The sequence below is a fragment of the Paenibacillus mucilaginosus 3016 genome (genome assembly GCF_000250655.1).
Lineage (GTDB): Bacteria > Bacillota > Bacilli > Paenibacillales > NBRC-103111 > Paenibacillus_G > Paenibacillus_G mucilaginosus.
Genome location: NC_016935.1, coordinates 5287335 through 5313965 on the forward strand (window position 1 = coordinate 5287335; position 26631 = coordinate 5313965).

A 26631-nucleotide genomic window follows, 5' to 3' on the forward strand; every position below is an offset into this window, starting at 1 on the left:
TTTCTGATATTTCACATAAAAAAAGACAGCCGCCGTCCGGACGCCCGATCGGGCCGTATCCTGGACAGCAAGCTGCCTTGGCTTCCTATCTTCGTAACGCTTCTTCGACCTGGGTGTCCTGCGTAGCGGCCGAGAACCAGTTCGGATAGAGGGCGGCCGGCCTCGTCAGCTCATTCAGCCGCTCGAGGTCGGCGCCGCTCAGCTGCAGCTCGGCCGCGCGGAGGTTGTCCTCGAGCTGGGTAAGCTTGCTGGAGCCGACCAATACGCTGCTGACATGGGGCTGGGCCAGCAGCCAGGCCAGCGAGACCTGGGCCGGGGTGGCGCCGTAGCCTTCGGCCAGCTCACGGACGGTATCCAGAACCTGGAATCCCCATTCCTTGTCGTGCGGAAGAAAATCAAAGCCGCTGAGCCGGTTCTGTTCGTCCTTCAGGTTCTCCCGGGTGTACTTGCCGCTGAGGAAGCCGCCGGCCAGCGGCCCCCAGACGGTCAGGCCGACCTTGCTGCGGACCGCGAAAGGAACCGTCTCATGCTCGATATCCCGGCCGATCAGGGAGTAGTACACCTGTCCGTTGATGAAGGAAGCCCACCGGCGTTCCCGCTGGATCGTGACGGCCTGCGCCGCCAGCCAGGCCGGCCAATTCGAGTAGCCGATATAGCGGACCTTCCCCTGACGGACAAGGTCGTTCAGTGCCTCCAGGGTTTCCTCGAGCGGCGTGTGGGGATCGGTCTTATGTACGATGTAAAGATCAATGTAATCCGTACCCAGGCGGCGCAGGCTGGCTTCGCAGGCAGCGAACAGATGCTTGCGGGATAAACCGGCCTGCACGAGCCCCTGCCCTACGCGGAAGCCGCCCTTGGTGGCGATGACGGTTTCGCTGCGCCGGGAGCCGAGCAGGCGCCCGAGCATCTCCTCGCTTTGTCCGTCCGCATACCCGTCCGCCGTATCGAAGAAGTTGATCCCCGCGTCCAGGGCGCGGTCTACGAGCTCCTGTGCGCCGCTCTCGTCCACCTTGTAGATGCTGGGCATGTTCCCTGTGCCGAAGGTCATCGCTCCGAAGGCAAGCCTCGAAACCAGCAGGCCGGACTGCCCCAATACCGTGTACTTCACTCCAATCCCTCCTCAATATCCCTTAATTGGCATGCATACCCAATATATCATGAATGGAGTGAACCGGAATCAGACTTTGGTCTTGGGCTCGTCCTGCCGAGGTCCCCCCTTTCTCCTGCGAAGAGTTCGTCTTGGTCATGAACGGATCCGATGCCGAACCTTTGGAAGAACCCTTCCCTGCTTCATACATATTTTACATGCCTAAGAACATACTACCTGCGTAACCTGTGCATTTCACTCGGGTACGGAGGACTTCCTATGAACAAAGGCGCTGTGGGCCGCGGGGAAGAAAAAGAAAAAGAAAAAGAAAATGGTAAAGAAAAAGAACCGCGGCTTTCCGTGAATCTGGCCGAAAACGTCGACACGATCAAACGGGCCTTTTCCTATCCCGTCAATAGAGCCTTGGTGGTCAGGGAGCTGTTCGCCGCGTCACTTCAACGGGAAGTGACCGTATTGTTCCTCGAAGGGGCGACGGATACCGAAAGCATTGAATCCCAGATCATTCAGCCGCTGGTAACGAAGACGCTGACGCTCCTGCGGCATCATAACGCAGTAACCGTCACCATGGAGGAGATTCTTACAAGCTCCTCCGTCCGGACGACGTCCCTGTTTCAAGATTTGATTCACGGTCTGGTTAACGGCGGCACGATCCTGCTGATCCAGGGCGAAGCCCAGGGATTGACCATGGATACGCCGGGCTTCCAGTCCCGGTCGATCACCGAGCCGCAGGTCGAGCACGTGCTTAAGGGTCCGAAGGAAGCGTTCATCGAATCCGCCGCCGCCAACCGTTCCCTGATCCGCAAGCAGGTGAGAGACCATCAGCTGATGTCCGAAGTGGTCACCGTGGGCGAGCGTTCGATGAACGAGGTCTCCCTCATGTACATCAAGAACTTGGCGGACCCCGATCTCGTGACGGAAGTCAAACAGAGGATCTCCGAGATTCAGGCCGACACGGTGCCCAACCTTTCCATGCTGGAGCAGCATATCGAAGAAAGGTCCTATTCTCTGATCCCGACCGCACTGCTGACCGAGCGGCCGGACCGGGCCTCTTCTTTCCTGATGGAAGGCCATGTCATTCTGATAATGGAAAATTCTCCGACGGCGATGGTTGTCCCGATCACCTTCTGGTCGCTCTTTCATACGCCGGAGGATCAATATTTGCGGTGGGCTTACGGCAACTTTATCCGCATTGTCCGCATTTTTGCCGTCTTCGTGGCCCTGCTTACCCCATCCCTGTACATAGCCGTAAGCACGTTTCATGAAGAGATGCTGCCCACGGATCTGCTTCTGGCCATTGGAGCGACAAGGGAGCGGGTGCCCTTCCCTGCTTTGATCGAGGTGCTTCTCATGGAAGCCGCCTTCGAGCTCGTGCGGGAAGCGGCCGTCCGGATCCCGACGATCATCGGTCCGACGATTGGGATCGTAGGAGCGCTGATTCTCGGACAAGCCGCCGTGGAAGCGAACATCGTAAGTCCGATATTGGTCATTATCGTGGCCATGACCGGCATCTCGTCCTTTACGATTCCGGAGATCTCCTTTAACTTTGCCGTCCGTATTCTTCGCTTCATCATACTGTTCACTGCTTCCTTCATGGGCTTCTTCGGGATCGCGCTGACGTTAACCTGCGTCATCTCCTACATGGTTTCGTTCAAATCGTTCGGGGTGCCCTTCCTTACACCGCTCTCACCGCATGACCGCTCTTCCAAGGATCTGATCGTGCGGCCTCCCGTGTGGAAGCAATGGCTGCGTCCGTTCTATACCAACCCGCAGGACAAGCAGAGGAAGAAAAAACCGGAGGGACCTTCGTAAGATGATCAAACGATCGGATGGCAAGATCGGAATACGCGAATATACGTCACTCATCCTGATCACCGTCGGGCTGAAGTTAGCGGATACGACCCCTTCACTTCTGATGGATAAAGGCAAGAATGCCGGCTGGATCCTCCCCCTCCTGTCGTTTGTCCTTATGGCCGTGTCGTTTCTGATTTTGCTGTCCGTGCTGCGAAGGCATGAGGGAAAAGGGCTCATGGAGCTGATCCGCCAGCTCGTCGGAACCTACGGCGGGTTTGTGCTCGGGATGCTTCTCGTGCTGTTCACCTTGGGCTCCACCGTGCTCAACACCCGAAGCTATTCCGATATCCTGAATACCATGGTGTACCAAAAGACACCTCTCAGCGCGCTGTATGTCATGCTCATGCTGGCGGCTTTCTACGTTAGCAACCGCGGCTTTGAAGCGATCGGCCGCACGGCCTGGATCGTCATTCCTTATATCGAAGTCTTCCTGTTCCTCCTGGTGGGGTTCGTGTGGAGGGATATCGATTGGCTCCACCTGGGCCCGATAGCCGGCCCCGGCTGGATTGATCTGATCAAGGAGAGCACGATGCATACCTCCGTCTATGGCGAGATGGTTCTGCTCACCGCGCTGCTCCCTTTGGTCCGCAGCTTCGAGGACTTTCGCAAGGCCTCCTATTGGGGGTTCAGCTTCTGCGCATTGAAAATCGCTGCCATGACCGCAATTTATGTCGCCGTATTTGATTATCCGGCCGCCAAAAACATGGCTTATCCGTTTCAGCAGTTAACGAGAACGGCAGCGATCGGGCAGATCATCACGCATATTGAATCGGTCTTTCTGGCGTTCTGGCTCATCGCTTCCGTGATTCATTTTGCCGTCTATATCTATCTCCTGGCCTTCCTGGTTGCCCGGACGCTGCGCATGGAGGAATTCGAGCCGCTCCTGCTTCCCCTCACCGGATTGATTCTACTCCTCGGGCTGCTGCCGGAGAATATCTCGAAAGTGAATCAGTACCGCGAGCTCTTCCTGCAGGGCAGTACCGTGCTCTACCTGCTCCTGCCTTTTGTGCTGTGGAGCCTTGACCGGTGGAGAAGGAGGGGCCCGCAATGAAGCTGCTGAAAATGCTGCCCTTCCTTCCCCTGCTGCTGCTGCTTTCGGGCTGCTGGGACCGGCTGGAGCTGGAAGAGCAGGCCTTCGTCGTCGTCGTAGGCCTGGACAGCGGCCCCAATCATACCGTTGCCGTAACCTTTCAGATCGCGAACCCGCAGGTAGGCTCCAGCGATAAGGGCTCCGCCCAGAACGAGCCGCCGAGCGACATCGTCACATTCAACGCAGCCGACATTCTGTCCGCCAAGGAACTGGCGAACAGCGTGATTACCAGGAAGATCTCCTTCGCCCATTTGCGGACGGTCATTGTCAGCCAGGAGTTTGCCAAGAGCGGGCTGTTTCACCGGATCCTGGGCTCGTCCGTCCGGGACCCCGAGATGCGGAGGGAGATCAACCTGATCGTCTCCAAGGAGAAGGCCTCCGACTTTGTCAAGAATAACAAACCGAAGCTGGAAACCCGACCGCATAAGTATTATGCATTCATGCAGGAGCGTTGGCGGGATACGGGATACGTGCCTTATTCCACCTTGAACCGTTATATGCAGCGGCTCGGGGACGATACGTTATTCCTGGCCATCTATGCTACGGCATCCAAGAAGGAAACGAAGTACTCCAAGAATGAAGACAATTACCTGGCCGGTCAAATCCCCCACAAGGGCGGCGACCCTGTCGAGATCATGGGCTCGGCCGTCTTCAGAGCCGGCAAAATGATCGGCACCCTTACCGGGGAGGAAACGCGGTATGCTCTCTTTCTGCGGCGCAAATCACTGACCCATTCTTTCATTGCCACGTATCCCGACCCCCTGAACGAGGAATACCAGATCACCTGCCGCTTCATGAAGAACGGGAAAGCCAAGATCAAGATGAACGCCAAGTCGGATCCGGCGCAAGTGTCGGTGAGGATCCCCTTCAGGGTACAGGTGCTCTCCACCGCCAGCTTCGTCGACTATGCCTCCGATGCGGAGAAGCAGCGGCAGCTCAAAGACGGGCTGCAGCGGAAGCTCGCCGACCGAATCAAGCAGCTCGTGGCCAAAACACAGCGGACCTACAAAGGGGAGCCCTTTTTATGGCATCTGATTGCCCGGAATCAATTCTGGACTCTGGACGAGTACGAGAGCTATAACTGGTCGGAGCAGTACACCCGGGCACAGGTCCAGGTTCAAGTGGATTTAACCATCGTGAATTTCGGCAAGCAGGTAGAGCCTCCCATCATGCACATATCAGGAGATGAGCAGCCTTGAATTGGATTTTAATCGGCATTGCCTTGTATTTGACCTACTACACCTTCACCTACGCCCGGAAGGTATGGAGCGATAACAACAAACCCGCCGGACTGGCGCTTCTGATGCTGTCCGGCTGTTACCTGCCGCTGTCACTCTATTTACATTTCCGTTAGGCTTGGGGGGCTGCCCGGACATGCAAAGGGCAAAGAAGTACAGCGCGGATCATTCCGCGCTGTACTTCCGTCTGCCTTCGATCCAGATCTCCCCTTCCGGAACCACGGTGCCATCCGGCAGAACCGAGTCCATCACCAGACTGCGGGCCCCCACCCGGACACCCTTCCCGAGTTTGGACCGGAATACGACGGCACCCGCACCGATGACGGTTTCGTCCCCGATCTCCGTCCAGGTTTCTCCCTTAAGGTGCGGCCCCCTGCCCCCATGGACAAGCGCTCCAGGCTCAAGCACCACTCCTCTTCCTGCGTAGATGCGGGTCGACTTCAGCGCATGGAACGTATTGCCGCCAAGAAACCGTCCGTGCGCCCCGATCCGGATGAGCGGCCCTTCATCCGCACGGAGGGAAACCCCGTCACGGACGCCGGCCAGATCGGCAATCTGCACATTGCCGATGATCCGGAAGCGGTACGGGCCGGTATCGGGCTGCTGGGTTCGGACCCCGCCAACAGCCGGCAGGGTTCTTTGCTCGTTGCCCGGGATCCGCCCCGGATTGTAGTTGATCCCGCGGACGAAGCTCGCATGCTCCCAGGCAAGCTGTGCATAGCCTGCAGCCAGCTGCGTATTCACTTCCACGACATCGGTCATGAATTCGATGTCCCCGGTCCCGATGTACTCTACCTTGCCGAGAGTCGGGTTATCGGCCTCCTCCTGCGTCCGGAGCCACTTGCCCTCCTTCACCTTCACCCCGCTCCTCAGCGTCACGCCCGGGCTGACTTTGGCCAAATGCATGACCATGCTGCCATCCGAGATGACGGCGCCGTCCACCGCGGCATTGAAGCCGATGAACGCGGGAACCGCCCCCCAGTGAAGCTCACCGGGATGGGCGGTCATATAGCTCTCGAGCGCCTGGATGCCCGGATTGCTGTACTCCGGACGCTGTGTCTGTACGGCGATCATCGCCGGCCGGGTGGACCGGACCTGTGCCCCATGGGCCACGATGGCCCGGTCGCCGAGCACGATGTCATGCTCTGCGGCATCCAGCAGCGCATTGTCCTGCACATTCGCCCGGTTGCCGATGCGGATCACATGGCCGTCTTTCGCGGACAGCCGCACGAACGGCGCCACGTACACCCGGTCGCTGAGCTCGACGTTCCCGGACTGCGGCAGCTCGGCCGTCGGATCGACGAAAGAGGCCGGTCCGGCGGTTCCCCCGGCGGTTGCGGCCGGTCCCGGAACGATGCCCAGCAGGACCGTCAGCGCCGCGGCGCGCCATGCTTTCTGTTTCCAGTTCATCTTAGCCATGCGTCAGCCCCTCATCTTCATCCTGGAGTACTCCACCTGTTACTCTTCCAAAAATAGGATGAATTATTCGGGCCTGGGGGAGCCGGACCATCTGCCTGCTTGCAGAATGTTTCTTGCTGAATGTTACTTACTGAATTTTTTTCCGCGGACCAGCCAGAAGACGATGCCTGCGCCCAGCAGAGCCGCGACCAGCGGCAGAACGGGAAAGCCGCCGGAGGTTACGGACGGCTCATCGTGATGATGAGCATGTGCTGCTGCCGAGGCTTCCATCGCTTCGCTCCCGAACTGGCCTTTTTCCAGCTTCAGCACCTGAAGCTCCGGAGCGGTCCCGTTCGCGCCGGAAATCCAGGTTTCGGCGAGTGTTTTCCCCTCCCACTGCTTCAGATCCGCCGGGCCGTAGAGCGCCTTCGGGTGGGGAGACACCCCATATTCCCTGCCGCCGATGACTACGCGGTATACCGGATAGGCAGAAGAACCTTCCCCGGCCTGGCTGGAAGTGACCTTACTGATCACGCCCGAAGGCCCCGCCGTGATGCCGAGCTTGTCCAGCAGCTTCTGCCCACCTATCGGCTCCTGGGCATGCTTGCGCAGGTAAACGGCCAGCTCCGCCCGGGTCAGCTTCGTGCCCGGCTTCTCCACCGGGGCCTGGCCTCCGAAGTAAGCCCGGCTCACATCCTCATACGCGGCGTCGCCCTCCAGCGAATCGACCAGACCGTTCTTCAGCGCCGCGTCCCTGACCTGCTCCTCGGACTTGCCGCCGCCCCCGTATCGGTGATAGACGCCCGCCCAGTAAGCGAGATCGGCTTTGCGCAGCCCGGCCTGCGGACGGAACAGCTTGGCCCCCCCCTCCGCCGACACGAGACCCAGTGCACGGACAAACACGATATCCTCGAGGGCCTGCGTATGCTCCAGATCGTCATACAATGTCTTCTCATTCTCCACGTGTGCCAGAGCCGGCGCTCCCAGGAGCAGGAATAGCAGCAGCGCCAGCGGCCAAATTCGTTTCATGCCATGTCCTCCATCTGATTCTTATTCCTTCAAGAACTCCGCGGGCTGGATGACGACGGCTCCGTTCTCCTGTTCCACATAAAACTCTCCGCCGCCCGGATGCAGCGCCGCATAGGGCAGCTCGAAGCCCGCCAGCCGTCCGACTACTTCTTCCGGAAGCACAAAGCCGTTCAGGAACCCGGCCTCGAAGCCCAGCGCGGCCGTGCCGGCCTCTTTCTTCTGCACGGTTCCGATCAGCAGAAGATCGGCGCTGCCTCGGACCAGATGTACATAGACATGGTCCGTGAACATGTAATAGGTCAGCGGACTCGACGCGTTCAGCAGACGGTCCTCCAGCCGGTAGGGAGAGGAAGCGGTCTTGCGTGTGACGAAGGCGGCCGGATTCTCCCTCAGCCGCTCCCCGTCCTCCTTCAGCTCGAGCAGATAGCCGATATGCGCGGACCAGATCTCGTCGAGACGGTGAGTCAAGGGATCGATCTCCTTCTCCTCGGTCAGCAGCGCCCCGATCCACTCCCCGATATCGAGCCGCTCCGCCCAGCTTTTGGGGGGCTCGGGTCCGAGCGCCTCCGCTTCCTTCAGGGTCCTCTCACGCGCTTCCAGATTCCCGCGCAGCACCTGAAGAAGTTTCTCATGATTCGCCAGTGAATCCCTGACGGCCTTCACCGGCATATATTCCGCGTATAAGGCTTCCAGCGACCGCAGGTCTCCCTCCAGTTCATGCTCGAGTAGCCTGCGGTTGGTCAGCACATCCACCGGATTCCCCGTCTCCAGCATGAACTGCAGATACGTATCCATCCCGACGGCCTGATACACCCCAAGCTTGTCCTGGGCAGCTTCGGCTTTGCGGTCGAACTCCTGCTGGAGGTCGTTCAGCTGCGGGGTGAGGCGTTCCATTTCGTCTTTGCTTGCGGCCAGGTCATCGAGCAGCCGCTGCGTGACTCCCGCATCGTGGGAGCCGGCCAGATAATCGCCGAATACGCCGCTGACATGCCCGTATACGGTCGTGGTGACGAGCAGGCCCGCCAGAAGGCAGGCCGCGGTCCTCCAGGGGCTCCATCTACTCATGCAGCCACCGCCTTGTCGCCCAGAAGCTGCCGGCCAGCCCGATCAGGAGGCCTCCGAGCAGAATGCCGGCCGCAGTAAGCTCGATCCAGCCCTGCCGGTAGGTGAAGATCCCCCCATAGGACAGCTGCAGCCTGGTATAGGCCAGGTCATAGAAGAAGTACACGGCCAGGCTGGCCAGAATGCCGCCGAAGAGGCCGAGCAGGCCCCCTTCGAAGAGGAACTGCCCGCGCACATGGCTCTCCTTCGCCCCGATGAGGAGCTTCACCCGGATCTCCTTCTCCCTGCGGAACATCGCCAGCTGCACGGCGATCGTAACGGTCAGCACGGAAACTATGAGCAGCACGAGCAGGAAGCCGAGGCCGTAGCGTTCGGAACGTTCGGACCAGATCAGCACGGATTCCGCATATTTCTGGGAGAAGATCACCTCCGTAACCCCCTTCATCCCCTCCAGCTCTTTCGCAGCAAGCGGCGCCATGGCCGGTTCCGCAAGCTCCAGTGTAATGAGATCGGGCAGCGAGTTGCTGTGCTCAAAGGCGCGGAACAGGTGCTCTTTGCCGTCAAACAGCTTCTGCAGCCGCTGCAGGCTCATCTCCTTCGTCTCGATCTCCGCCGAACGCACCCAGGAGCGGCCGCGGAGCAGCTCCGCCATCGGCTCGGCATCCGCGGCCGGGTCGATCATCAGCTTGATCTTCACCTGGGATTCCAGGTAGCCGATGACCTCCTGTACGCCGCTTCGCAGCAGGAACAGGGTGCCGGCGGCCGTCAGCGTAATGGTAATGAGCAGAACGGCCGCAAGAGAGGCGCCGGGGCTGCGGCGGAAGCCGTCGCGCGCGTCACGAAGATAATATCTCGCAAGGTTCCACCGCATCGAGACGCCCCCCATTCATATGCAGTGTTCGGGAAGGCATGGCCCGGACCAGCTCCGTGGAGTGCGTCACCATCAGGACCGTGGTTCCCTCGCTCCGGTTCAGCTCCCACAGCAGCTCCAGAATGCGGAAGGCATTCTCCCCGTCCAGGTTGCCGGTAGGTTCGTCGGCCAGCAGGATGGGCGGCCTGTTCAGCAGGGCCCGGGCGATGGCGGTCCGCTGCATCTCCCCCCCGGAGAGCTGGCGGGGGAAGTGGTCTTCTTTCCCCTCCATGCCCACCTTGTGAAGAAACTCCTGTGCTTTGGCCCGGACAGCCGCCGGGTCTGCCCCCAGCACCTCGCCGGCCAAAGCGACATTCTCCAGCACCGTCTTCCGGTCGATAAGCTCAAAGCCCTGATGGATCGTGGCCATCAGCCGGCGGGCTTCGAACCGCGGAAGGCTTCGGAGCGGCCGCCCCTGAATCCGCACCTCACCCTCATAAGATTCGATCTGACGGTTCAGTACACGAAGGAGGGTGCTTTTGCCCGAGCCGGAAGGCCCCTGCAGATACACGAATTCTCCCGGAGCGAGGGAGAGCTCGAGGTCTCTGAGCACCGTTCGGCCCCCGTACCCGAGAGTCAATCCCTGCACCCCGATCATGAAGGATCACCCGCCTGCACCAGCATGGCATCCCGCGGAGCCTGAAGCGCGGCCAGGATCACGCCGGCATTGCGGGCCGCATAGTCCGTACTGAGCATCTCGAGGTGAGCCCCGGCCCCCTCGTATTCCGTCACGAAGCCATAGGTGGACAGCGACCAGGGGATAACAGCCGCCGCCTCCAGGCTTCGGTTCTCCGAACGGATGCAGTGAAGATCGGCCCGGAGGCAGTCTTCATGCACCAGCCCGTCCAGATACTCCGCGTAAGCCCGGATGCGCCCGCGGCATTCCGCGAGGAAGCTTTCCTCCAGCTTGCCGCTGCTCCGCTCCACTTCCTGGAGCATGACGCGGACTTCTTCTTCAAGGCTTAGTTCTGACGGAGAGAAACCTGTCTCGAGATGCACGGAGTCGATCAGCACAAGATCGCTGACCACAAGCCCGCGGCGTTCGAGCTCGGCGGCGACTTCAAAGGCCAGGTTCCCGCCCGCCGAATACCCGAGGAGACGGTAGGGCCCCTCGCCCTGCAGGCTCACGATCTCATCGGCATAGCGGACAATCCGGTCCCCCGCGGGAAGGAAGTCGAAGGCATAGAGCGTGAACTCTCCCTGCAGGCATGCCGCCAGCGTCTGGAACACCATGCCATAGCCCAGCAGCGGAGGAAAGCTGAACAGGTTCGGGCTGCCGGCTTCATTCCAGAGCACCGCGCTGCCCGCTTCCGCCGCATCCTCGAAGAGAGCCGAGGCAAGCCCCCGGATCGTCGGGTGCCGCATGACGGTCCGCAGCGGGACTTCGACCCCGAAGGCCGCGGAAGCCAGCGATGCCATACGGGCCGCTTTGAGAGAGCTGCCGCCGAGGGAGAAGAAATCATCGTGCATGCCGATGCGATCCGCCTCAAGCACCTCCGCCCATATGTCCTGCAGACGCTTCTCCGTACCGCTGCGTGCGGGCTCGTATACGGTGGCGGCCATTCCCCTCCGAAGCTCCCCTTGCCCGGGGAGGGAACGCCGGTCGATTTTGCCGTTGGAAGTCAGCGGCAGCTGCTCCAGGACCACATAGAAGGCAGGGATCATCACTTCGGGCAGCCGCTGCTTCAGGTGCTCCCGAAGCTCGGCGAGGTCCAGGGGACCGGATGCCGCCAGGTAGGCGCACAGCTCCTTCTCCCCTTTCTCCTCCGCCTCCATCACGGCGGCCTGCCGGATCCGTTCATGCTGCAGGAGGGCCGATTCGATCTCGCCGGGCTCCACCCGGAACCCGCGGATCTTCACCTGCTGATCCGCCCGGCCGAGGAATTCCACGCAGCCATCCGGCGTCCATCTCGCCAGATCCCCGGTACGGTACATGCGTCCGCCGGGCGTGAACGGATCGGTCACGAACCTGTCCCCGGTAAGCTCCGGCAGCCGGTGATATCCGCGCGCTATGCCCGCTCCCCCGATACAGAGCTCCCCCGTCACGCCGACCGGCTGCAGCTGCATCGAGGCGCTGACAACGTACATTTTCATATTCGGAAAAGGCCGGCCGATCGGAACGACCCCCGTACCCGCGAAGTCCTCCGCCGGCACTTCATAGCAGCTCGACTCGATACAGCCCTCGGTCACCCCATAGCAGTTCACAATGCGCAGACGGGAGCCGAAGCGCTGGAGCAGCTTCCGGTACTCTTCCGCCGGACAGCTGTCGGAGCCGATGATGAGCAGCCGGAGCGCGCCGGTATCGAGCCCCCTCTCATGGATATACTCCATCAGGGGAACCGCCAGCGAAGGCGTCGCATCCAGCACTGTAATCTGATGAAGCCTCAGTTCTTCATACAGACGGGCCGGATCAGGCCGGGCCTCCTCCGGGCAGAGCACTAGCTCGCCCCCGAAGGCCAAGGTCCGGGCGAGATCCGCCAGAAAGACGTCGAAGGAGAAGCTGGCGATCTGCAGCAGCCGCACCGGGAACGAATCGAAGGCAAAGCGCTCACGGTAAGCCAGGATCGTATTGGCGTAGCTGCCGTGCTCGACGAGTACGCCCTTGGGCCTGCCGGTCGTTCCGGACGTATAAATCATATAGGCCAGCCGGGAGGGATCCGCCGCAGGGAGCTCCCCCCCAGCCGGCTCCCTCCCGTACGATCCTTCGTCATCCAGCAGCACGGTTTCCCCGGTCCAGCCCGGCGCCGTTCCGATCAGTGAGCGCTGGGTGAGCAGCAGCTCGGCCCCGCTGTCCTCCAGCATATAGGCAATGCGATCCCCAGGATAGACCGGATCGATGGGCACATAGGCCCCGCCGGCCTTGAAGACGGCGAGTACGGCAACAACCCAGTCCACCGACCGCTCGGCGAGGATCGCCACCATGCTCTCCGGCCGGATGCCCCGGGCGGCAAGCCCGGCCGCCAGGCGCCCCGAGCGTTCGTCAAGCTCGCGGTACGTGAGCAGCCGGTCCAGGCAGCGCACGGCGGGACGGTCCGGCGCCGCCTCGGCCTGCTGCCGGAACAGAGGTAGAAACTGAGCGTCCTCTGGCACCTGCTTGGCCTGCGGGTTGAAGCAGTGGAGAATTTGGCGCTCCTCCGCTTCGGTCAGCAGCTTCAGCTGCGCCAGGCTTGCCGAAGGGTCCGATACGATATGCTGAAGCAGCTCCCGGTAATGGCCGGCCATCCGGCGGATCGTCTCGGGACCGTACAAGTCCGTACAGTACTCGATATCGAAGATGAGCGTATCCTTCTTCAGGGCTCCCTCGAACGTCAGATCGAACTGTGCCGCCTTGTTCGGGATCTCAAGCGTCTGGAATGCCAGGCCGCTGGCCGCAAGGTCCGCCGTCTGGGTCTGGAGGGTGAACATCGTATCGAACAGCGGGTTGCGGCTGATGTCCCTTGCCGCACCGCAGCGGTCGACGAGCAGCTCGAACGGATAATCCGCATGCTCATAGGCGGAGAGAGCCGTCTCCCGGACCGCAGCCAGAAACTGCAGGAACGGAAGGCTTCTCCCCGGCCGGCTCCGGAGGGCAAGCGTATTGACGAACAGCCCGACCAGATTCGCCGTATCCGGGTGCGAGCGACCGCTGACCGGCGTGCCGACCACGATGTCCTCCTGCCCGGTATACTTGTGGAGCATCACCTTGTAAGCTGCGAGCGTCAGCATGAACAGGGTCGTCCCCGTCTCCCTTGCAAGCTGCTGCAGACGGGAGGTCAGCTCCGGCTCCAGCCGGAAGCGGAAGGTGTCTCCCGCATGGCTACGCTCGGCGGGCCGGGGGGCGTCTGCAGGCAATTGCAGCAGCGGAGGCGCCTCGCTGAACTGCGCGAGCCAGTAGTCTTCATGCCGGCGGAACGGCTCCGAGTCGAGCAGCGCCTGCTGCCATACCGCATAATCCTTGTAGTCCACTGGGCTGGGGGGAAGCGCCCCGCCCGCGTAGAGCCGGGTGAATTCTTCCGCGAGAATCCGGACCGACTCCCCGTCCGAGACGATATGGTGCATATTGAACAAGAGCACATGCCGGTCCGGCGCCGTCGTGATCAGCCCGACCCGGAGCAGCGGGGCCTGGGACAGGTCGAAGGGCCTCAGGAAAGCGGCCAGCAGCGATGGCAGCTGCGCCTCGTCCGCTGCCGTGTATTCGACGCGGAAATCAACGGCCTGGTGTACCCGCTGGAGGATCTCCCCGCCCGAGAGCTCGAAGGATGTGCGCAGAGCCGCGTGGCGTTCGATCAGCTGCTGCCACGCCCGCTCGAAGCGGTACAGATCCACATGGCCCTCCACGGCAAACATGCCGGGAATCTGATAGCCGGTCCCCTCCCCTTCGAGCTGCTGCAGAACGAACATCCGGCGCTGGGCGGAGGACACCCGGTACGCTGCGGCGGGTGCAGCCGCCGGAATCGGCGGCAGGCGGTCCCCCTCGGGCTCCTGCAGATGCCGGGCCATCGCTTCGACCGTGCCAAGCTGGAATACGCTGCGGATCGGCAGGGATACGCCCGTGATCTTGTGGATCCGGGCGATCAGAGCCGTCGCCTTGATCGAATGGCCTCCGAGCTCTATGAAGTGGTCCTGCACCCCGACCTCGCGCTGAAGCACCTCGCGCCAGATCTCAGCCAGCTTCGCCTCCGTCTCATTGCGGGGAGCCACATACGCCGTGCCGCTGCCGATGCTCCCGTCCGGCTCCGGCAGGCTCCGGCGGTCGAGCTTCCCGTTAGCGGTGACCGGCATCGCCGGCAGCCGGACGAAGTGCGCCGGGATCATGTACTCCGGCAGCGACGCGCCGAGAAACTCCCGCAGCCGGCCTACCGTCAGCTCCTCCTCCGTCACCAGATACGCGCACAGGTATTTCTCCCCGCCCGCATCCTGACGGTCGATCACCACCGCTTCCTTCACCGCCGGGTGCTTCGCCAGCTGCGCCTGGATCTCGCCCGGCTCGATCCGGTAGCCGCGGATCTTCACCTGGTGGTCGATCCTGCCGAGGAACTCGATGTTGCCGTCCGCCATCCATCTCGCCCGGTCACCCGTGCGGTACATGCGCCCGCCCTCCCGCAGGCTGTAAGGGTCGGGCAGGAACCGGGCCGCCGTCAGGGCCGGGTCGTCATAGCCGGCCGCGAGGCACTCCCCGCCGATGAACAGCTCCCCGGGAACGCCGATCGGACACGGCGCCAGGCCGCTGTCCAGAATATAGTAGCGTGCGTTCTGGATCGGCCGGCCGTACGGGATGCTTGCCCAGTTCGGATCGACCTCCCCGACCTCAAAGACGTTCGACCACACGGTCGCTTCCGTCGCGCCGCCCATCGCCAGCACCCGCACGCCAGGGAACGCCCGCTGCAGCACCCCCGGCAGCTTCAGCGGAATCCAGTCTCCGCTGAGCAGCACATGGCGCAGCGAGACGGACACCGGCTGCGGATGGGACTCGATCAGCGGGGCGAGCTGCTGCAGCGCCGCCGGCGCCGAGTTCCAGCAGGTGACCGGCTCGTCCCTCAGCAGCTCCAGCAGCCGCTCCGGCCGGCGGATGTCCTCCGCCTCCACGAGCCGGATCGTGCCGCCTGCCGTCAGCATGCCGAACACGTCATAGACCGACAGGTCGAAGGTCGGCGAAGTGACGAACAGGACGCGGTCCTCCGGGCCCATGCCGGTCGTGCGGTTCACCCAGTCGATCAGGTTGGACACGCTGCGGTGGTGGACGATGACGCCCTTCGGCACTCCCGTGGAGCCGGAGGTGAAGATCGCGTATGCCGGGTCATGGGGCCCGGCGGCCGGGACCCCGGCTTCCGCAGCGGAAGCCCTCTCCTCCGCTCCGGCCGCATCCGCGTCCTGATCCACGCAGTGAATGTTCGCAAGCTGCGGGCAGGCCGCCGGCAGCTCCTCCCACAGCGGGGACAGCGCCGACTCGCTGACCAGATGAGCCGCGCCGAGCGTATTCAGGATGCGCTCGATGCGCGCCACCGGATAGCTTGCCTCCATCGGCACATAGGCGCCGCCCGCCTTGGCGATGCCAAGCATCGCTACGATCAGGCGGTCCGAGCGGTTCAGCAGCAGGCCCACATAGGAGCCGGGTCCGACACCGGCCGACCGCAGGCGGCGGGCCAGCCGGCCGGCGCGCTCGTCCAGCTGGGCATAGGTCAGCGTTCCGCTGTCCGTCACCACCGCCGGATGATGAGGCCGCAGGCGCACCTGCTCCTCGAAGCCGTGGTGAATCAGCCGCTCCTCCGGGAACGCCCTCGCCGTGTCATTGAACTCGTGCAGCAGCTGCTCCCGCTCGCCATCGGTCAGCAGCATCAGCTTCCCGATCTCCCGGCCCGGGTCCGCCGTCACCGCTGCGGCAAGCTCCTTCAGATGACCTTCTAGCCGGGTGAAGAAAGCTGCGTCGAAGCGGGCTTCATTGTACAGGAACTTGACCGTCAGCCGGTCCCCCGGGACGAACAGCACCGTGAGATCGTAGTTCGTCTGCTCGAAGGCTTCGACCGTGCCGGGTACGAACCCGAGCCGCCGCCGAAGGAGAACCTCATCCTGGGCTTCAACCGGGAAATTCTCGAACACCAGAATATGATCGATCAACCCTGTCTTCAACAGGCTGTCGGCCTGGATTTCGTACAGCGGATAGAACTCATGGGCCGCCGAGCGGTGCTCCGAGCGGCGGGCTTCGGCCAGCAGCTCGGAGAACGGCAGCTCCGCCCGCATCCGCATTCTCACGGGAACCGTGTTGATGAAGAGCCCGATCATCGACTCGATGCCCGGCACTTCGGCCGGACGCCCCGAGACGACGGCGCCGAACATGACATCCTCCAGCTGCGTATACTTGTGGAGCAGAACGCTCCACAGTGCCTGCATCAGGGTGCTGACCGTCACGCCGGCGGTCATGCTGAGCGACAGCAGCGCCCGGGTTTCGGCTTCACCGAAAGCGAAGTCCCCTTCCTTCCGCAGATACCGGGCGGCATTCTTCACACCCGGCAAGGAAGGAAGCGCCGCCAGCTGGCCGTAGCCGTGCACATAGTCCGACCAGTATGCCTCAGCCGCTTTCCGGTCCTGCTTCTCCAGCCATTTCATGTACGTGCTGTACTGCGGCGGGGCTTCCAGGCGGACCGGCTCCTTGTGCCTCCAGGCGCCGTAGATCTGGAACAATTCCTTCATCAGAATGCCGAGGCACCAGCCGTCCAGAATGATATGGTGGAAGTTCCACAGAAGCAGGTACTCCTCCGGTGCCGTGCGGATGACCGTGGCCCGGAGCAGGGAATCCTCGCTGAGCCGGAACCCCTTCTCCAGCTCCGCGGCCTTCCATTCCCCGATCCGCTCCCTGCGCTCGGCGCTGCCGAGGGCGGACAGGTCCTCATAGGCAATCGGAGGAAAGCTTCGCTGTTTCAGGACGACCTGCATCGGCTTGTTCACTCCGTCGTGAACAAACACCGTCCGGAGCACGTCATGCCGGTCCACCAGCACCTGGAAGCTCATCTGCAGGTAGGCCAGATCAAGCGATCCTTTCAGCTCCACGGCGATCTGTTCCCGGTAGGTCAGCGATTCTTCATCCATGAGATAGTGAAACAGCATCCCCTGCTGCATGGGGGACAGCAGATAGACATCCTTGATTTGATCCTTGGTCCACTTCACGTCGCTCTACACCTCATCTCATCTCTCCAAAAGTAGGCGAAGCCTCCCCGGATCCGCTCAGCCAAGCAGGCTGAACAGATCCTCCAGGTCCTCCTGTGTCACCTGGGAGGAGCTGACATCGCTGCCCGTCAGCTCGGATTCCCGTTTGTTCACGCAGTGGTCGATCAGCTCCAGCAGATGGCGGCGGTAAGCTTCGGCTAGGTGCTGTATTCTGTCACCGCTGCAGGTCAGGGGAAGATAATCGATCTTCGCCGTCAGCCTTCCCTGCCGTATCATGGCATTGATCCCGATCCCGCTGATCCGCTCAGCCTTCGGGCTGATCTGCTCTCCCATCGGCTCCTCCGACAGGACGAAGCCGGCACCCGTTTCCTCATCCATCCGCCCCAGGTAGTTGAAGCTGATCTCCGGCTCCAGCCCGATCGCCTCCTGAAGCCCGGCGGAGTCAGCCGCCAGATAACGGAGCACCCCGTAGCCGACCCCTTTGGACGGTACGGCGCGAAGCTGCTCCTTGACCGCTATGACCGGATGCCTCGGTCCGTCCACATCGAGCAGGACCGGATACTGGCTCGTAAACCAGCCTACGGTGCGCGAGATATCGAGCTCCGGGAACAGCGCTTCCCGGCCGTGTCCCTCCAGGAGAATCAGCGAGCGGCCGCTGCCGGTCCACTCGCGCAGGGCCAGAGCCAGGGCCGCCAGCAGAAGATCGTTGATCTCGGTGCGGTAGGCCTGATGCGTGCGCTGCAGCAGATCTTCCGTCTCTTCTTCGGTGAGGCTGACCGTACAGATCCCGGCTTCGGCGGCCGTATCCCTTGCCGGCTCCGGACAAGGCGGAAGCAGCGGAGGCAGCCCGGCGGCCCGGTCTTTCTGCCCCTTCCAGAAGAAGAGTTCCTCCCGCAGCGCTTCACTGTCCGCATATGCCGTCAACCGGCGGGTCCATGCCTGGTAGGCGTCCGTTTTGGACCCGAACGCCGGGGTCTGTCCCTGGACTGCCTGTTCATAGCCGGCCGCCAGGTCTTCGAGGAGAATGCGCCAGGACACCCCGTCCACCACCAGATGATGGATGACGAGCAGCAGATAGGCGCCCTCCTCCCCCGCTTCGAACAGCCGGGCCCGGAAGAGCGGGCCTTCGCCGAGATCAAGTCTGCCCTGCACTTCATCCGCCTGACAGCGGACCGCCTCCCGGGCGGCCTGCACGGATGCGGACCGGATGACCTCCAGCGTGAAGACCGTATCTTCACTGCCGCCGGCAGGTCCCCGGTTGAACTGGCGCACGCCGTCCTCACCCTGCCCGAAGACCATGCGCAGGGCGTCGTGGTGCTCCGTCAGCCGGGAGAGCGTGCGGCGCAGCGGCTCCTCCTGCCAGCCGGTCTGCGAGTAGAGCAGCACCGACTGGTTGAAGTGATGCCGGTCCGTAAACCCTCGTTCGAAGAACCACCGCTGCACCGGTCCGAGCGGCACCTCGCCTTCTACCGGCTCCTGGGGAGCGTGACGCTTCACCGTCTGCACATGCGGAGCCAGCTCCGCAATGGTCGGATAAGCGAGAAACTCCCGTGTCCCCACCTTGTATCCGCACTGAAGCATGCGGGATGCCGCCTGGATCGCCTTGATGGAATCCCCTCCAAGGTGGAAGAAATGATCGTGAATGCCGATCCGTTCGATGCCGAGAAGCGATTCCCAGATCCCGGCGAGCACCTTCTCGACACCATCGGAAGGCGCGGTGTAGTCTGCCGAGAGGGCAGCGGCCGCATCCGGTTCAGGCAGCGCCTTCCGGTCCACTTTGCCGCTGGCGGTCAGCGGAATCCGTTCCACCGTCACAAAATAGCGCGGGATCATGTAATCGGGCAGGCTGCGTCCGAGGGCGGCGCGCAGACCGGCCGCAGTCCAGGTCTCATCCGATACGACATAAGCGCAGAGATAGGCGGAGCCGCCTTCCTCCCGGCCTGCCGTCACGACGGCCTCTTTCACCGCCTCCAGCTCCAGCAGCCGGTTCTCGACTTCGCCGAGCTCGATGCGGAAGCCCCGGATTTTGACCTGCTGGTCCATCCGGTCGATATACTCCACCCGGCCGTCCGGACGCCATTTCGCCAGGTCGCCCGTCCGGTACATCAGCCCGCCCGGTTCGAACGGGCACGGGACGAATTTGGCGGCCGTCAGGTCCGGCCGGTTCAGGTAGCCGCGCGATACGCCCTGTCCGGCGATGCAGAGCTCTCCCGGCACGCCGACGGGCTGAAGCCGGTCGTGCTTGTCGACGATGTACAGCCGCGTGTTGGCGACCGGCCGCCCGATCGGCAGGGCTGCGGCGTCCTCCGGCAGCTCCGTCACATCATGGACGGTGACGAATACCGTCGTCTCCGTCGGTCCGTAGCAGTTGACCAGCCGGCCCGGCCCCAGAAGCTCCAAGGCCTTGCGGACGTGAGGGACGGATGCTTTTTCCCCGCCGAACAGCACTTTCCTGACCCCCCGGAGGCATTCCGGCCGTTCGTCGATCAGCGTATTCAGGAGGGCTGTGGTGAGGAAGAAGACCGTGATTCCGCGCTTCTCGATGCAATCCGCCAGGAGAGCCATGTCTGTGGCGGTATCCTCTTCGGCCAGAACGAGCTCCGCCCCGTTCATCAGCGCGCCGAAGATATCAATCACCGAACCGTCGAACACGGCGTTCGAGAGCTGCAGCATCTTGTCCCCGGAATGCAGTCCCATCGTTGTCATATCATGGACGAGCCGCCCCAAGTTCGCATGGGTCGTCATATTGCCTTTCGGCTTCCCTGTGGTACCCGAGGTGTAGATAACATAGGCGAGATGCTCCGGCAGGCAGCGCTCGGGCAGACGGGATGCCTCCGTCTCATAGAGAGCCGGGTCCTCCAGGTGCAGCACCCTGCCCTGATACCCGCCCGGGGACTCAAGCCCGCTCTGTGTCAGCAGGACCTCGGCTCCGCTGTCTTCGAGCATGTAGGCCAGGCGGTCTTCGGGATAATTCGGGTCCAGCGGCACGTAGGCACCGCCGGCCTTGAGAATGCCGAGGATGCCGACCATGAGGTCGATCGAGCGCTTCGCCATCAGACCGACCGCCAAGCCCGGGCCGACCCCGCAGCCGATCAAGGTGCGTGCCAGGCGGCTCGCGCGCTCGTCCAGCTCGCGGTAGGTCAGCCGCTCCCCCCCATGGCTCAGTGCGATCCGGTCCGGTGCAGCGAGCACCACATCCTCAAAGATGGAGGTGAGCGTCCGCTCATGGATGCCCTCCACATGGGCGCCGGTCCCGTAATCCAGGAGGTCCGCCTCCTCGGCTGCGGTGACCAGGCTCAGCTCGGACAGCTTCATGTGGGAATTCTCCGTCAGCTGCTCCAGCAGGTGGAGATAATGTCCCGCAAATCGTTCCATGGTGGCCGCGTCGAACAACCGGCTGCGGTATTCGAGGGAGAACGCCAGCTCTTCCTTGCCGGGGTAGGCTTCCAGCAGAAGATCGAATTTGGCCGTTCCGCTGTCCACCGGCTCGGGAAGGAAACGTACGCCTCCGCGCTCCAGGCCTTCCACATCCAGATTCTGCAGGGCGAAGACCGTGTCGAACAGCGAGCTGCGGCTGGCCTCCTTCCGGATCTCAAGGCGGCGGACGAGTTCTTCGAACGGATAGTTCTCGTACTCGAAGGCGTCAAGCGACAGGGCTTTCACCTCCTGCAGGAAATCGCTGAAGCGCTTGTTCGGCTCGGGACGGGCCCGCAGGCAGATCATATTGACGAACATGCCGAGCACGCCCTGCAGATCGGCATGGGGCCTTCCGGCAACCGGGCTGCCGACGATCACATCCTCCTGCCCGCTGTACTTGGCCAGCAGCACCTGATAAGCGGCCAGCAGCACCATATACAGCGTGGTGTCCGTCCATTCCGTCAATGCGAGCAGACGGCCGGTCAGCCCTTCTCCGGCACGGAACGCGAGACGCGCCCCTCCATAGCTCTGTACCGCAGGCCTTGGGCGGTCTGTCGGCAGCTCCAGCACGGGAAGCTCGCCGGCGAACTGCTCCAGCCAGTACGCTTCCTCCCGTCCCAGGCTGCCCGACTGCAGCTGCTCCTGCTGCCAGAGGGCATAATCCTTGTACTCCGCCTGCAGCTCCGGCAGCCCGCCGTCCGCATACAGCTCGGCAAGCTCCCGCATCAGCACGTTCATCGACACACCGTCGGAGATCAGGTGGTGCATATCGAACAGCAGCGCCCCGTGTCCGGGAGCCGCCTTGACCAGTGAAGCCCGCATGAGGGGCGGCCGGGTCAGGTCGAACGGCCGGATGAACGAGGAGACCCGCTTCCGCAGCTCCTCCGCTCCCCCTTCGTCCGATTCCAGGGTAAAAGGCGCCTCATCGTGAATCCGCTGCACAGGCTCCCCGTCATGGAGCTCGAAACCGGTTCTAAGCGCCTCATGGCGCCGGATCAGAGCGTCGAAGGCGTGACGAAGCCTGCCCTCGTCGAGCTCCCCCTTCAGATGCAGCAGGCCCGGCATGTGATAGGCTGCCTCCGTGCCCTCCATCTGACATGCAATATAGAGCCTCCGCTGGGCGGAAGAGAGCGGGTACACTTCCCGCAGACCTGCGGACGGGAGGTGTCCCGCTGCGGCTCCCCGCTGCTGCCCGAGCCAGTCGGCCAGCCCCTCCACCGTGCGTGCGGCGAACAAGGTCCGCAGCGCCATGTCGGTTCCGAATTCCTGACGGATGCGCGAGGCCATGACAGCCGCCTGCAGGGAGTGCCCTCCGAGCCGGAAGAAATCGTCCTGCACCCCGACCTCGCGCTGAAGCACCTCACGCCAGATCTCAGCCAGCTTCGCCTCCGTCTCATTGCGGGGCGCCACATACGCCGTGCCGCTGCCGATGCTCCCGTCCGGCTCCGGCAGGCTCCGGCGGTCGAGCTTCCCGTTCGCGGTGACCGGCATCGCCGGCAGCCGGACGAAGTGCGCCGGGATCATGTACTCCGGCAGCGACGCGCCGAGGAACTCCCGCAGCCGGCCTACCGTCAGCTCCTCCTCCGTCACCAGATACGCGCACAGGTATTTCTCCCCGCCCGCATCCTGACGGTCGATCACCACCGCTTCCTTCACCGCCGGGTGCTTCGCCAGCTGCGCCTGGATCTCGCCCGGCTCGATCCGGTAGCCGCGGATCTTCACCTGGTGGTCGATCCTGCCGAGGAACTCGATGTTGCCGTCCGCCATCCATCTCGCCCGGTCACCCGTGCGGTACATGCGCCCGCCCTCCCGCAGGCTGTAAGGGTCGGGCAGGAACCGGGCCGCCGTCAGGGCCGGGTCGTCATAGCCGGCCGCGAGGCACTCCCCGCCGATGAACAGCTCCCCGGGAACGCCGATCGGACACGGCGCCAGGCCGCTGTCCAGAATATAGTAGCGTGCGTTCTGGATCGGCCGGCCGTACGGGATGCTTGCCCAGTTCGGATCGACCTCCCCGACCTCAAAGACGTTCGACCACACGGTCGCTTCCGTCGCGCCGCCCATCGCCAGCACCCGCACGCCAGGGAACGCCCGCTGCAGCACCCCCGGCAGCTTCAGCGGAATCCAGTCTCCGCTGAGCAGCACATGGCGCAGCGAGACGGACACCGGCTGCGGATGGGACTCGATCAGCGGGGCGAGCTGCTGCAGCGCCGCCGGCGCCGAGTTCCAGCAGGTAACCGGTTCGTCCCTCAGCAGCTCCAGCAGCCGCTCCGGCCGGCGGATGTCCTCCGCCTCCACGAGCCGGATCGTGCCGCCTGCCGTCAGCATGCCGAACACGTCATAGACCGACAGGTCGAAGGTCGGCGAAGTGACGAACAGGACGCGGTCCTCCGGGCCCATGCCGGTCGTGCGGTTCACCCAGTCGATCAGGTTGGACACGCTGCGGTGGTGGACGATGACGCCCTTCGGCACTCCCGTGGAGCCGGAGGTGAAGATCGCGTATGCCGGGTCATGGGGCCCGGCGGCCGGGACCCCGGCTTCCGCAGCGGAAGCCCTCTCCTCCGCTCCGGCCGCATCCGCGTCCTGATCCACGCAGTGAATGTTCGCAAGCTGGGGCAGGCCGCCGGCAGCTCCTCCCACAGCGGGGACAGCGCCGACTCGCTGACCAGATGAGCCGCGCCGAGCGTATTCAGGATGCGCTCGATGCGCGCCACCGGATAGCTTGCCTCCATCGGCACATAGGCGCCGCCCGCCTTGGCGATGCCAGCATCGCTACGATGAGACGGTCCGAGCGGTTCAGCAGCAGGCCCACATAGGAGCCGGGTCCGACACCGGCCGACCGCAGGCGGCGGGCCAGCCGGCCGGCGCGCTCGTCCAGCTGCGCATAGGTCAGCGTTCCGCTGTCCGTCACCACCGCCGGATGATGAGGCCGCAGGCGCACCTGCTCCTCGAAGCCGTGGTGAATCAGCCGATCCTCCGGGAACGCCCTCGCCGTGTCATTAAACTCGTGCAGCACCCTCCGGCTTTCCTGCTCGTCCAGGAGGCGCAGAGCGGCCAGCGGCTTGTCCGGATGAGCCACCGCGTCTTGAACGAGGCACAGAAGCCGGCTGCACAGCTGCTCGATCTCTTCCCGGCTGTAGACCTCGCTTCGATAGTCAAAATCCAGGTGAAGGCTGTCCGTTTCGAGCCGCTCCTTGATATGCAGCACGAGATCCAGGGCTTCCGCCCCGGCGAAGAAGGCTTCGATCTGGGAGGAGAGCCCGGGCTTCAGGACAAAGTCCATCGCCTGGTATTCGACCAGGATATGGAACAACCGCTCGAGGGAGCTGCTGCGCTCCTTCAGCTCCGTGAACAGGAGATCGAACGGATAGCGCTGGTGCCGGATCAGGCCCGCCTGCTCCTTCGACAGCAGCCTCAGCCACTCGCCGAAGGTCATCTGCGGATCGACTTTCATCCGGACCGGAATCGTGCTCGTGAACATCCCGAGCGTCATCTTTTCTCTTGCATTCGTCCGGTTCAAATAATTCGTGCCAAGCACCAGATCCTCTTGGGCCGTCACTTTATACAGGTACAGATAGAAGCAGGCCAGCAGCAGCGAGAACAGGTTCGTTTGGTGGTCGGCGCAGAACTGCCGCAGCTCGCGGAACAGCTCATCCGGCACACGGCGGCTGTACCGGGCCGCTTCCGTACCGGTCGTGTAGAGATCATAAGGCCTCAGGGTCGTCGGCTCGGGCAGGTCCGCGAATTTCTCCATCCAGAACCGGCGGTCTTTCTCGAACCGTGTGGAGCGGAGGTATTCCTGCTCCGCGCGGATGAACTCCGAGTAGGATGGGGGAGCCTCCTGAGAGGCCGCCGCCCCTCCCTCCTGCAGCTGCAGGTAGTGGTCGAGAATCCGGTTCACCGTCAGCACCATCGAATGGCCGTCCGAGATCAGGTGATGCTGCTTGAGCAGCAGCCACAGCTCATCGGGACCGAGCAGACAGATGCCGAAGGCGCACATCGGGCTGTTCTCCAGCGGCATCGGCAGGCGGAACTGCTCTTCGGCCCACGCTCTGGCCGCTTCCGCCCCCTCCCCGCGGAAATCCATCCGGGCCACTTCAACCGTCCCGCCGTCCAGGACCGACTGGCGGGGCATGCCGTCCTGCTCGGCGAACCGGAGCCTCAGCGCCTCATTGCTGCGGACCAGCTCCCGGATCGCTTCTTCGAACCGGTCCGGATCGACGCCCTCCGCCTGAACCTTGACGATCCCCCCCACATTGGCGAGGGGGGTGCCGGCGAACGTTTTTTCGGTGAACCAAATGCGCATCTGAGGGTGAGTCAGTTCATACGTCAGTTCATAGGTCCGCTCCCCTGTTTCATGGTTCTCTACCTGGTTCTCTACCTGGTTCTCTATCAGAGTCTCTACCTGGTTCTCTTTCCGGGTCCGTCCTTGGTCATGAATGATCATGGTTGTCATCAAGCCTTTCCCTTTTGGATAATAATGGACTGCCTTCCGTGTCAATCACTCCGCCGCACGCTTCTCGAATCGCACTCCGGTGCCGTGCGGGCCGCCTTGCTCCAGCAGCGGGGAAGGAATCTGAAGCAGATACCGGTCGAAGAATGCCAGCGTGTACCGGTTAATCTCGGCATGAGCCTCCTTCGCCGGCCGGCCTCCGGCCAGCACGGGAGAGAACAGCACCGCATCGCTGAAGCTGAAGTGGTGTGTATCCGGCAGGGTCACCCGGTAGGCATCACTGCGGCTGCCGGTATAGACCTGCTCCACATGACGGACATACCTGCGGTAATACTCCGACAAGGGGCCCGTCTGCCCCGTCTTCGCGGCCTCCGCCTGCATGCCCTGCCACGTCTGAGACGCCATAAGGAACATCACCGGCCTGGATACTCCGCTCTCCACCACCCGGCCGTACGCCGTGCCGTCCATATTCAGCCCGGCCTTGAAGCGGCTGTCCGCCGCCAAGGCCTCGAGCGCGGTGGAACCGCCGTCCGAATGGCCGAGCACGCCGGCGCGCACGAGATCCAGCCGGTCTTTCCAGAACCCGCTGTCCGTCTGATTCCACCGGGTAAGCTCATCGAGGACCGAGCTGACATCCGCCGCACGGATCCCGATCAGCTCTGCGCTCTCCCCGGCGCTGAGCAGCGCCTGGTTTCCCGGGTCCCGGGCGATGCTCCCGTCAGGGAACCGCGTCTCGGCGGCCATGTAGGAATGATCCGGAGCGGCGACGATATATCCGCGGCTTGCCAGCTCCTCCAGCTGGAACAGGCTCTGATACCTTGAAGCTCCGGCTCCGTGGGAGTACACGAGGACCGGATAGCTCTTCTGCTGCGAAGCCAGAGGCGCACCGGATACCGCATGGGTGCGGACCGCATCCCAGTGCCCCGCGAGCCAGGCGGGCACGCCGGTGTTCAGGGAGAGCACCTGCTTCATCTCCTGAGGGTACGGCTCGAACGCCGCGCCCTCCGCCGCTTCAGCCGGATACCACAGCCGTACGACCAGCCGTCTCTTATCCGAGGGGTCCGTTGTCGCGCTCTCCTCCCTGCCGGTATCGATGACCCGCTCCATCGTGCCGACCGCATACGGGCCGCCCGGCTTCGGCAGCTCGAATACCGGGAGCAGCAGCGGGAACAGGGAGCTGACGAAGAGCCCGGATAGGCCCGCGATTCCCTGCATGGCAGCCCCGGCCTTCTTCCGGCCCTGCAGCCGGGTACCCAGCGCCCGGAAGCCCAGGAAGATCAGAAGACACAGGAGCACCCCTGCGGCAAGGGTCACGGGATGGTTGTAGCCGCGGGCGATCCATACCGCTGTCGTCAAGGCGGCCAGCAGCAGGATCAGGGGCAAACGATACGTGCGGCTCTGCGCGGCGGCAGCCGTATTCGTGCTGTTCATCCTGCT

General features: G+C 63.1%; 14 protein-coding genes. 4 read left to right on the forward strand and 10 right to left on the reverse strand.

Features of this window, described 5'->3' with window-relative positions:
- Positions 1-85: 85 nt before the first annotated feature.
- Positions 86-1108 carry an aldo/keto reductase gene (locus PM3016_RS21910; protein WP_013918729.1) on the reverse strand — a complete coding sequence of 341 codons (1023 nt, stop codon included), beginning with the start codon at positions 1106-1108 and terminating at the stop codon, positions 86-88.
- Positions 1109-1366: 258 nt separating this feature from the next.
- Between PM3016_RS21910 and PM3016_RS21915 the strand changes: the two genes are divergently transcribed.
- Genes PM3016_RS21915 through PM3016_RS38790 form a run of 4 tightly spaced genes read left to right on the forward strand, consistent with a single transcriptional unit; the run spans position 1367 to position 5403 of the window.
- Positions 1367-2917: a spore germination protein gene (locus tag PM3016_RS21915; protein WP_014370970.1), complete on the forward strand. Its 1551-nt coding sequence runs from the start codon at positions 1367-1369 to the stop codon at positions 2915-2917.
- A 1-nt stretch (position 2918) separates the two neighbouring features.
- Positions 2919-4010, forward strand: a complete 1092-nt coding sequence (locus PM3016_RS21920) for a GerAB/ArcD/ProY family transporter (RefSeq protein WP_014370971.1) — start codon at positions 2919-2921, stop codon at positions 4008-4010.
- Positions 4007-5248, forward strand: a complete 1242-nt coding sequence (locus tag PM3016_RS21925; RefSeq protein ID WP_014370972.1) for a Ger(x)C family spore germination protein — start codon at positions 4007-4009, stop codon at positions 5246-5248. The genes PM3016_RS21920 and PM3016_RS21925 overlap by 4 nt, the downstream gene beginning before the upstream one ends.
- Positions 5245-5403, forward strand: a complete 159-nt coding sequence (locus PM3016_RS38790) for a hypothetical protein (RefSeq protein WP_013918734.1) — start codon at positions 5245-5247, stop codon at positions 5401-5403. The genes PM3016_RS21925 and PM3016_RS38790 overlap by 4 nt, the downstream gene beginning before the upstream one ends.
- A gap of 49 nt (positions 5404-5452) precedes the next feature.
- Here PM3016_RS38790 and PM3016_RS21930 read toward each other — a convergent pair whose 3' ends face one another.
- The 9 genes from PM3016_RS21930 to PM3016_RS21965 form a co-directional block, all read right to left on the reverse strand.
- The gene (locus PM3016_RS21930; RefSeq protein WP_014370973.1) at positions 5453-6706 is read right to left on the reverse strand and encodes an LbetaH domain-containing protein; all 1254 of its coding nucleotides are present in this window, start codon (positions 6704-6706) and stop codon (positions 5453-5455) included.
- A 123-nt stretch (positions 6707-6829) separates the two neighbouring features.
- The gene (locus PM3016_RS21935; protein ID WP_014370974.1) at positions 6830-7714 is read right to left on the reverse strand and encodes a hypothetical protein; all 885 of its coding nucleotides are present in this window, start codon (positions 7712-7714) and stop codon (positions 6830-6832) included.
- A gap of 21 nt (positions 7715-7735) precedes the next feature.
- Positions 7736-8779, reverse strand: a complete 1044-nt coding sequence (locus PM3016_RS21940) for a coiled-coil domain-containing protein (protein WP_014370975.1) — start codon at positions 8777-8779, stop codon at positions 7736-7738.
- Positions 8772-9647 carry a cell division protein FtsX gene (locus tag PM3016_RS21945; protein ID WP_014370976.1) on the reverse strand — a complete coding sequence of 292 codons (876 nt, stop codon included), beginning with the start codon at positions 9645-9647 and terminating at the stop codon, positions 8772-8774. Before PM3016_RS21945 ends, PM3016_RS21940 begins: the two co-directional genes overlap by 8 nt.
- A complete protein-coding gene (locus tag PM3016_RS21950) occupies positions 9613-10284 on the reverse strand; it encodes a cell division ATP-binding protein FtsE (RefSeq protein ID WP_014370977.1) in 672 nt (223 codons plus the stop codon). Before PM3016_RS21950 ends, PM3016_RS21945 begins: the two co-directional genes overlap by 35 nt.
- Entirely contained in the window at positions 10281-17327 is a 7047-nt protein-coding gene (locus PM3016_RS36800) for a non-ribosomal peptide synthetase (RefSeq protein ID WP_014370978.1), read from the reverse strand. Before PM3016_RS36800 ends, PM3016_RS21950 begins: the two co-directional genes overlap by 4 nt.
- 57 nt (positions 17328-17384) lie before the next feature.
- Positions 17385-23381, reverse strand: a complete 5997-nt coding sequence (locus PM3016_RS40030; protein ID WP_014370979.1) for a non-ribosomal peptide synthetase — start codon at positions 23379-23381, stop codon at positions 17385-17387.
- A 49-nt stretch (positions 23382-23430) separates the two neighbouring features.
- On the reverse strand, positions 23431-25197 hold the full coding sequence (locus tag PM3016_RS40880; RefSeq protein ID WP_014370980.1) for a condensation domain-containing protein: 1767 nt from the start codon (positions 25195-25197) through the stop codon (positions 23431-23433).
- A 45-nt stretch (positions 25198-25242) separates the two neighbouring features.
- Positions 25243-26625, reverse strand: coding sequence for an alpha/beta hydrolase family protein (locus PM3016_RS21965; protein ID WP_238540631.1), 1383 nt, complete (start codon positions 26623-26625; stop codon positions 25243-25245).
- Positions 26626-26631: the final 6 nt, after the last annotated feature.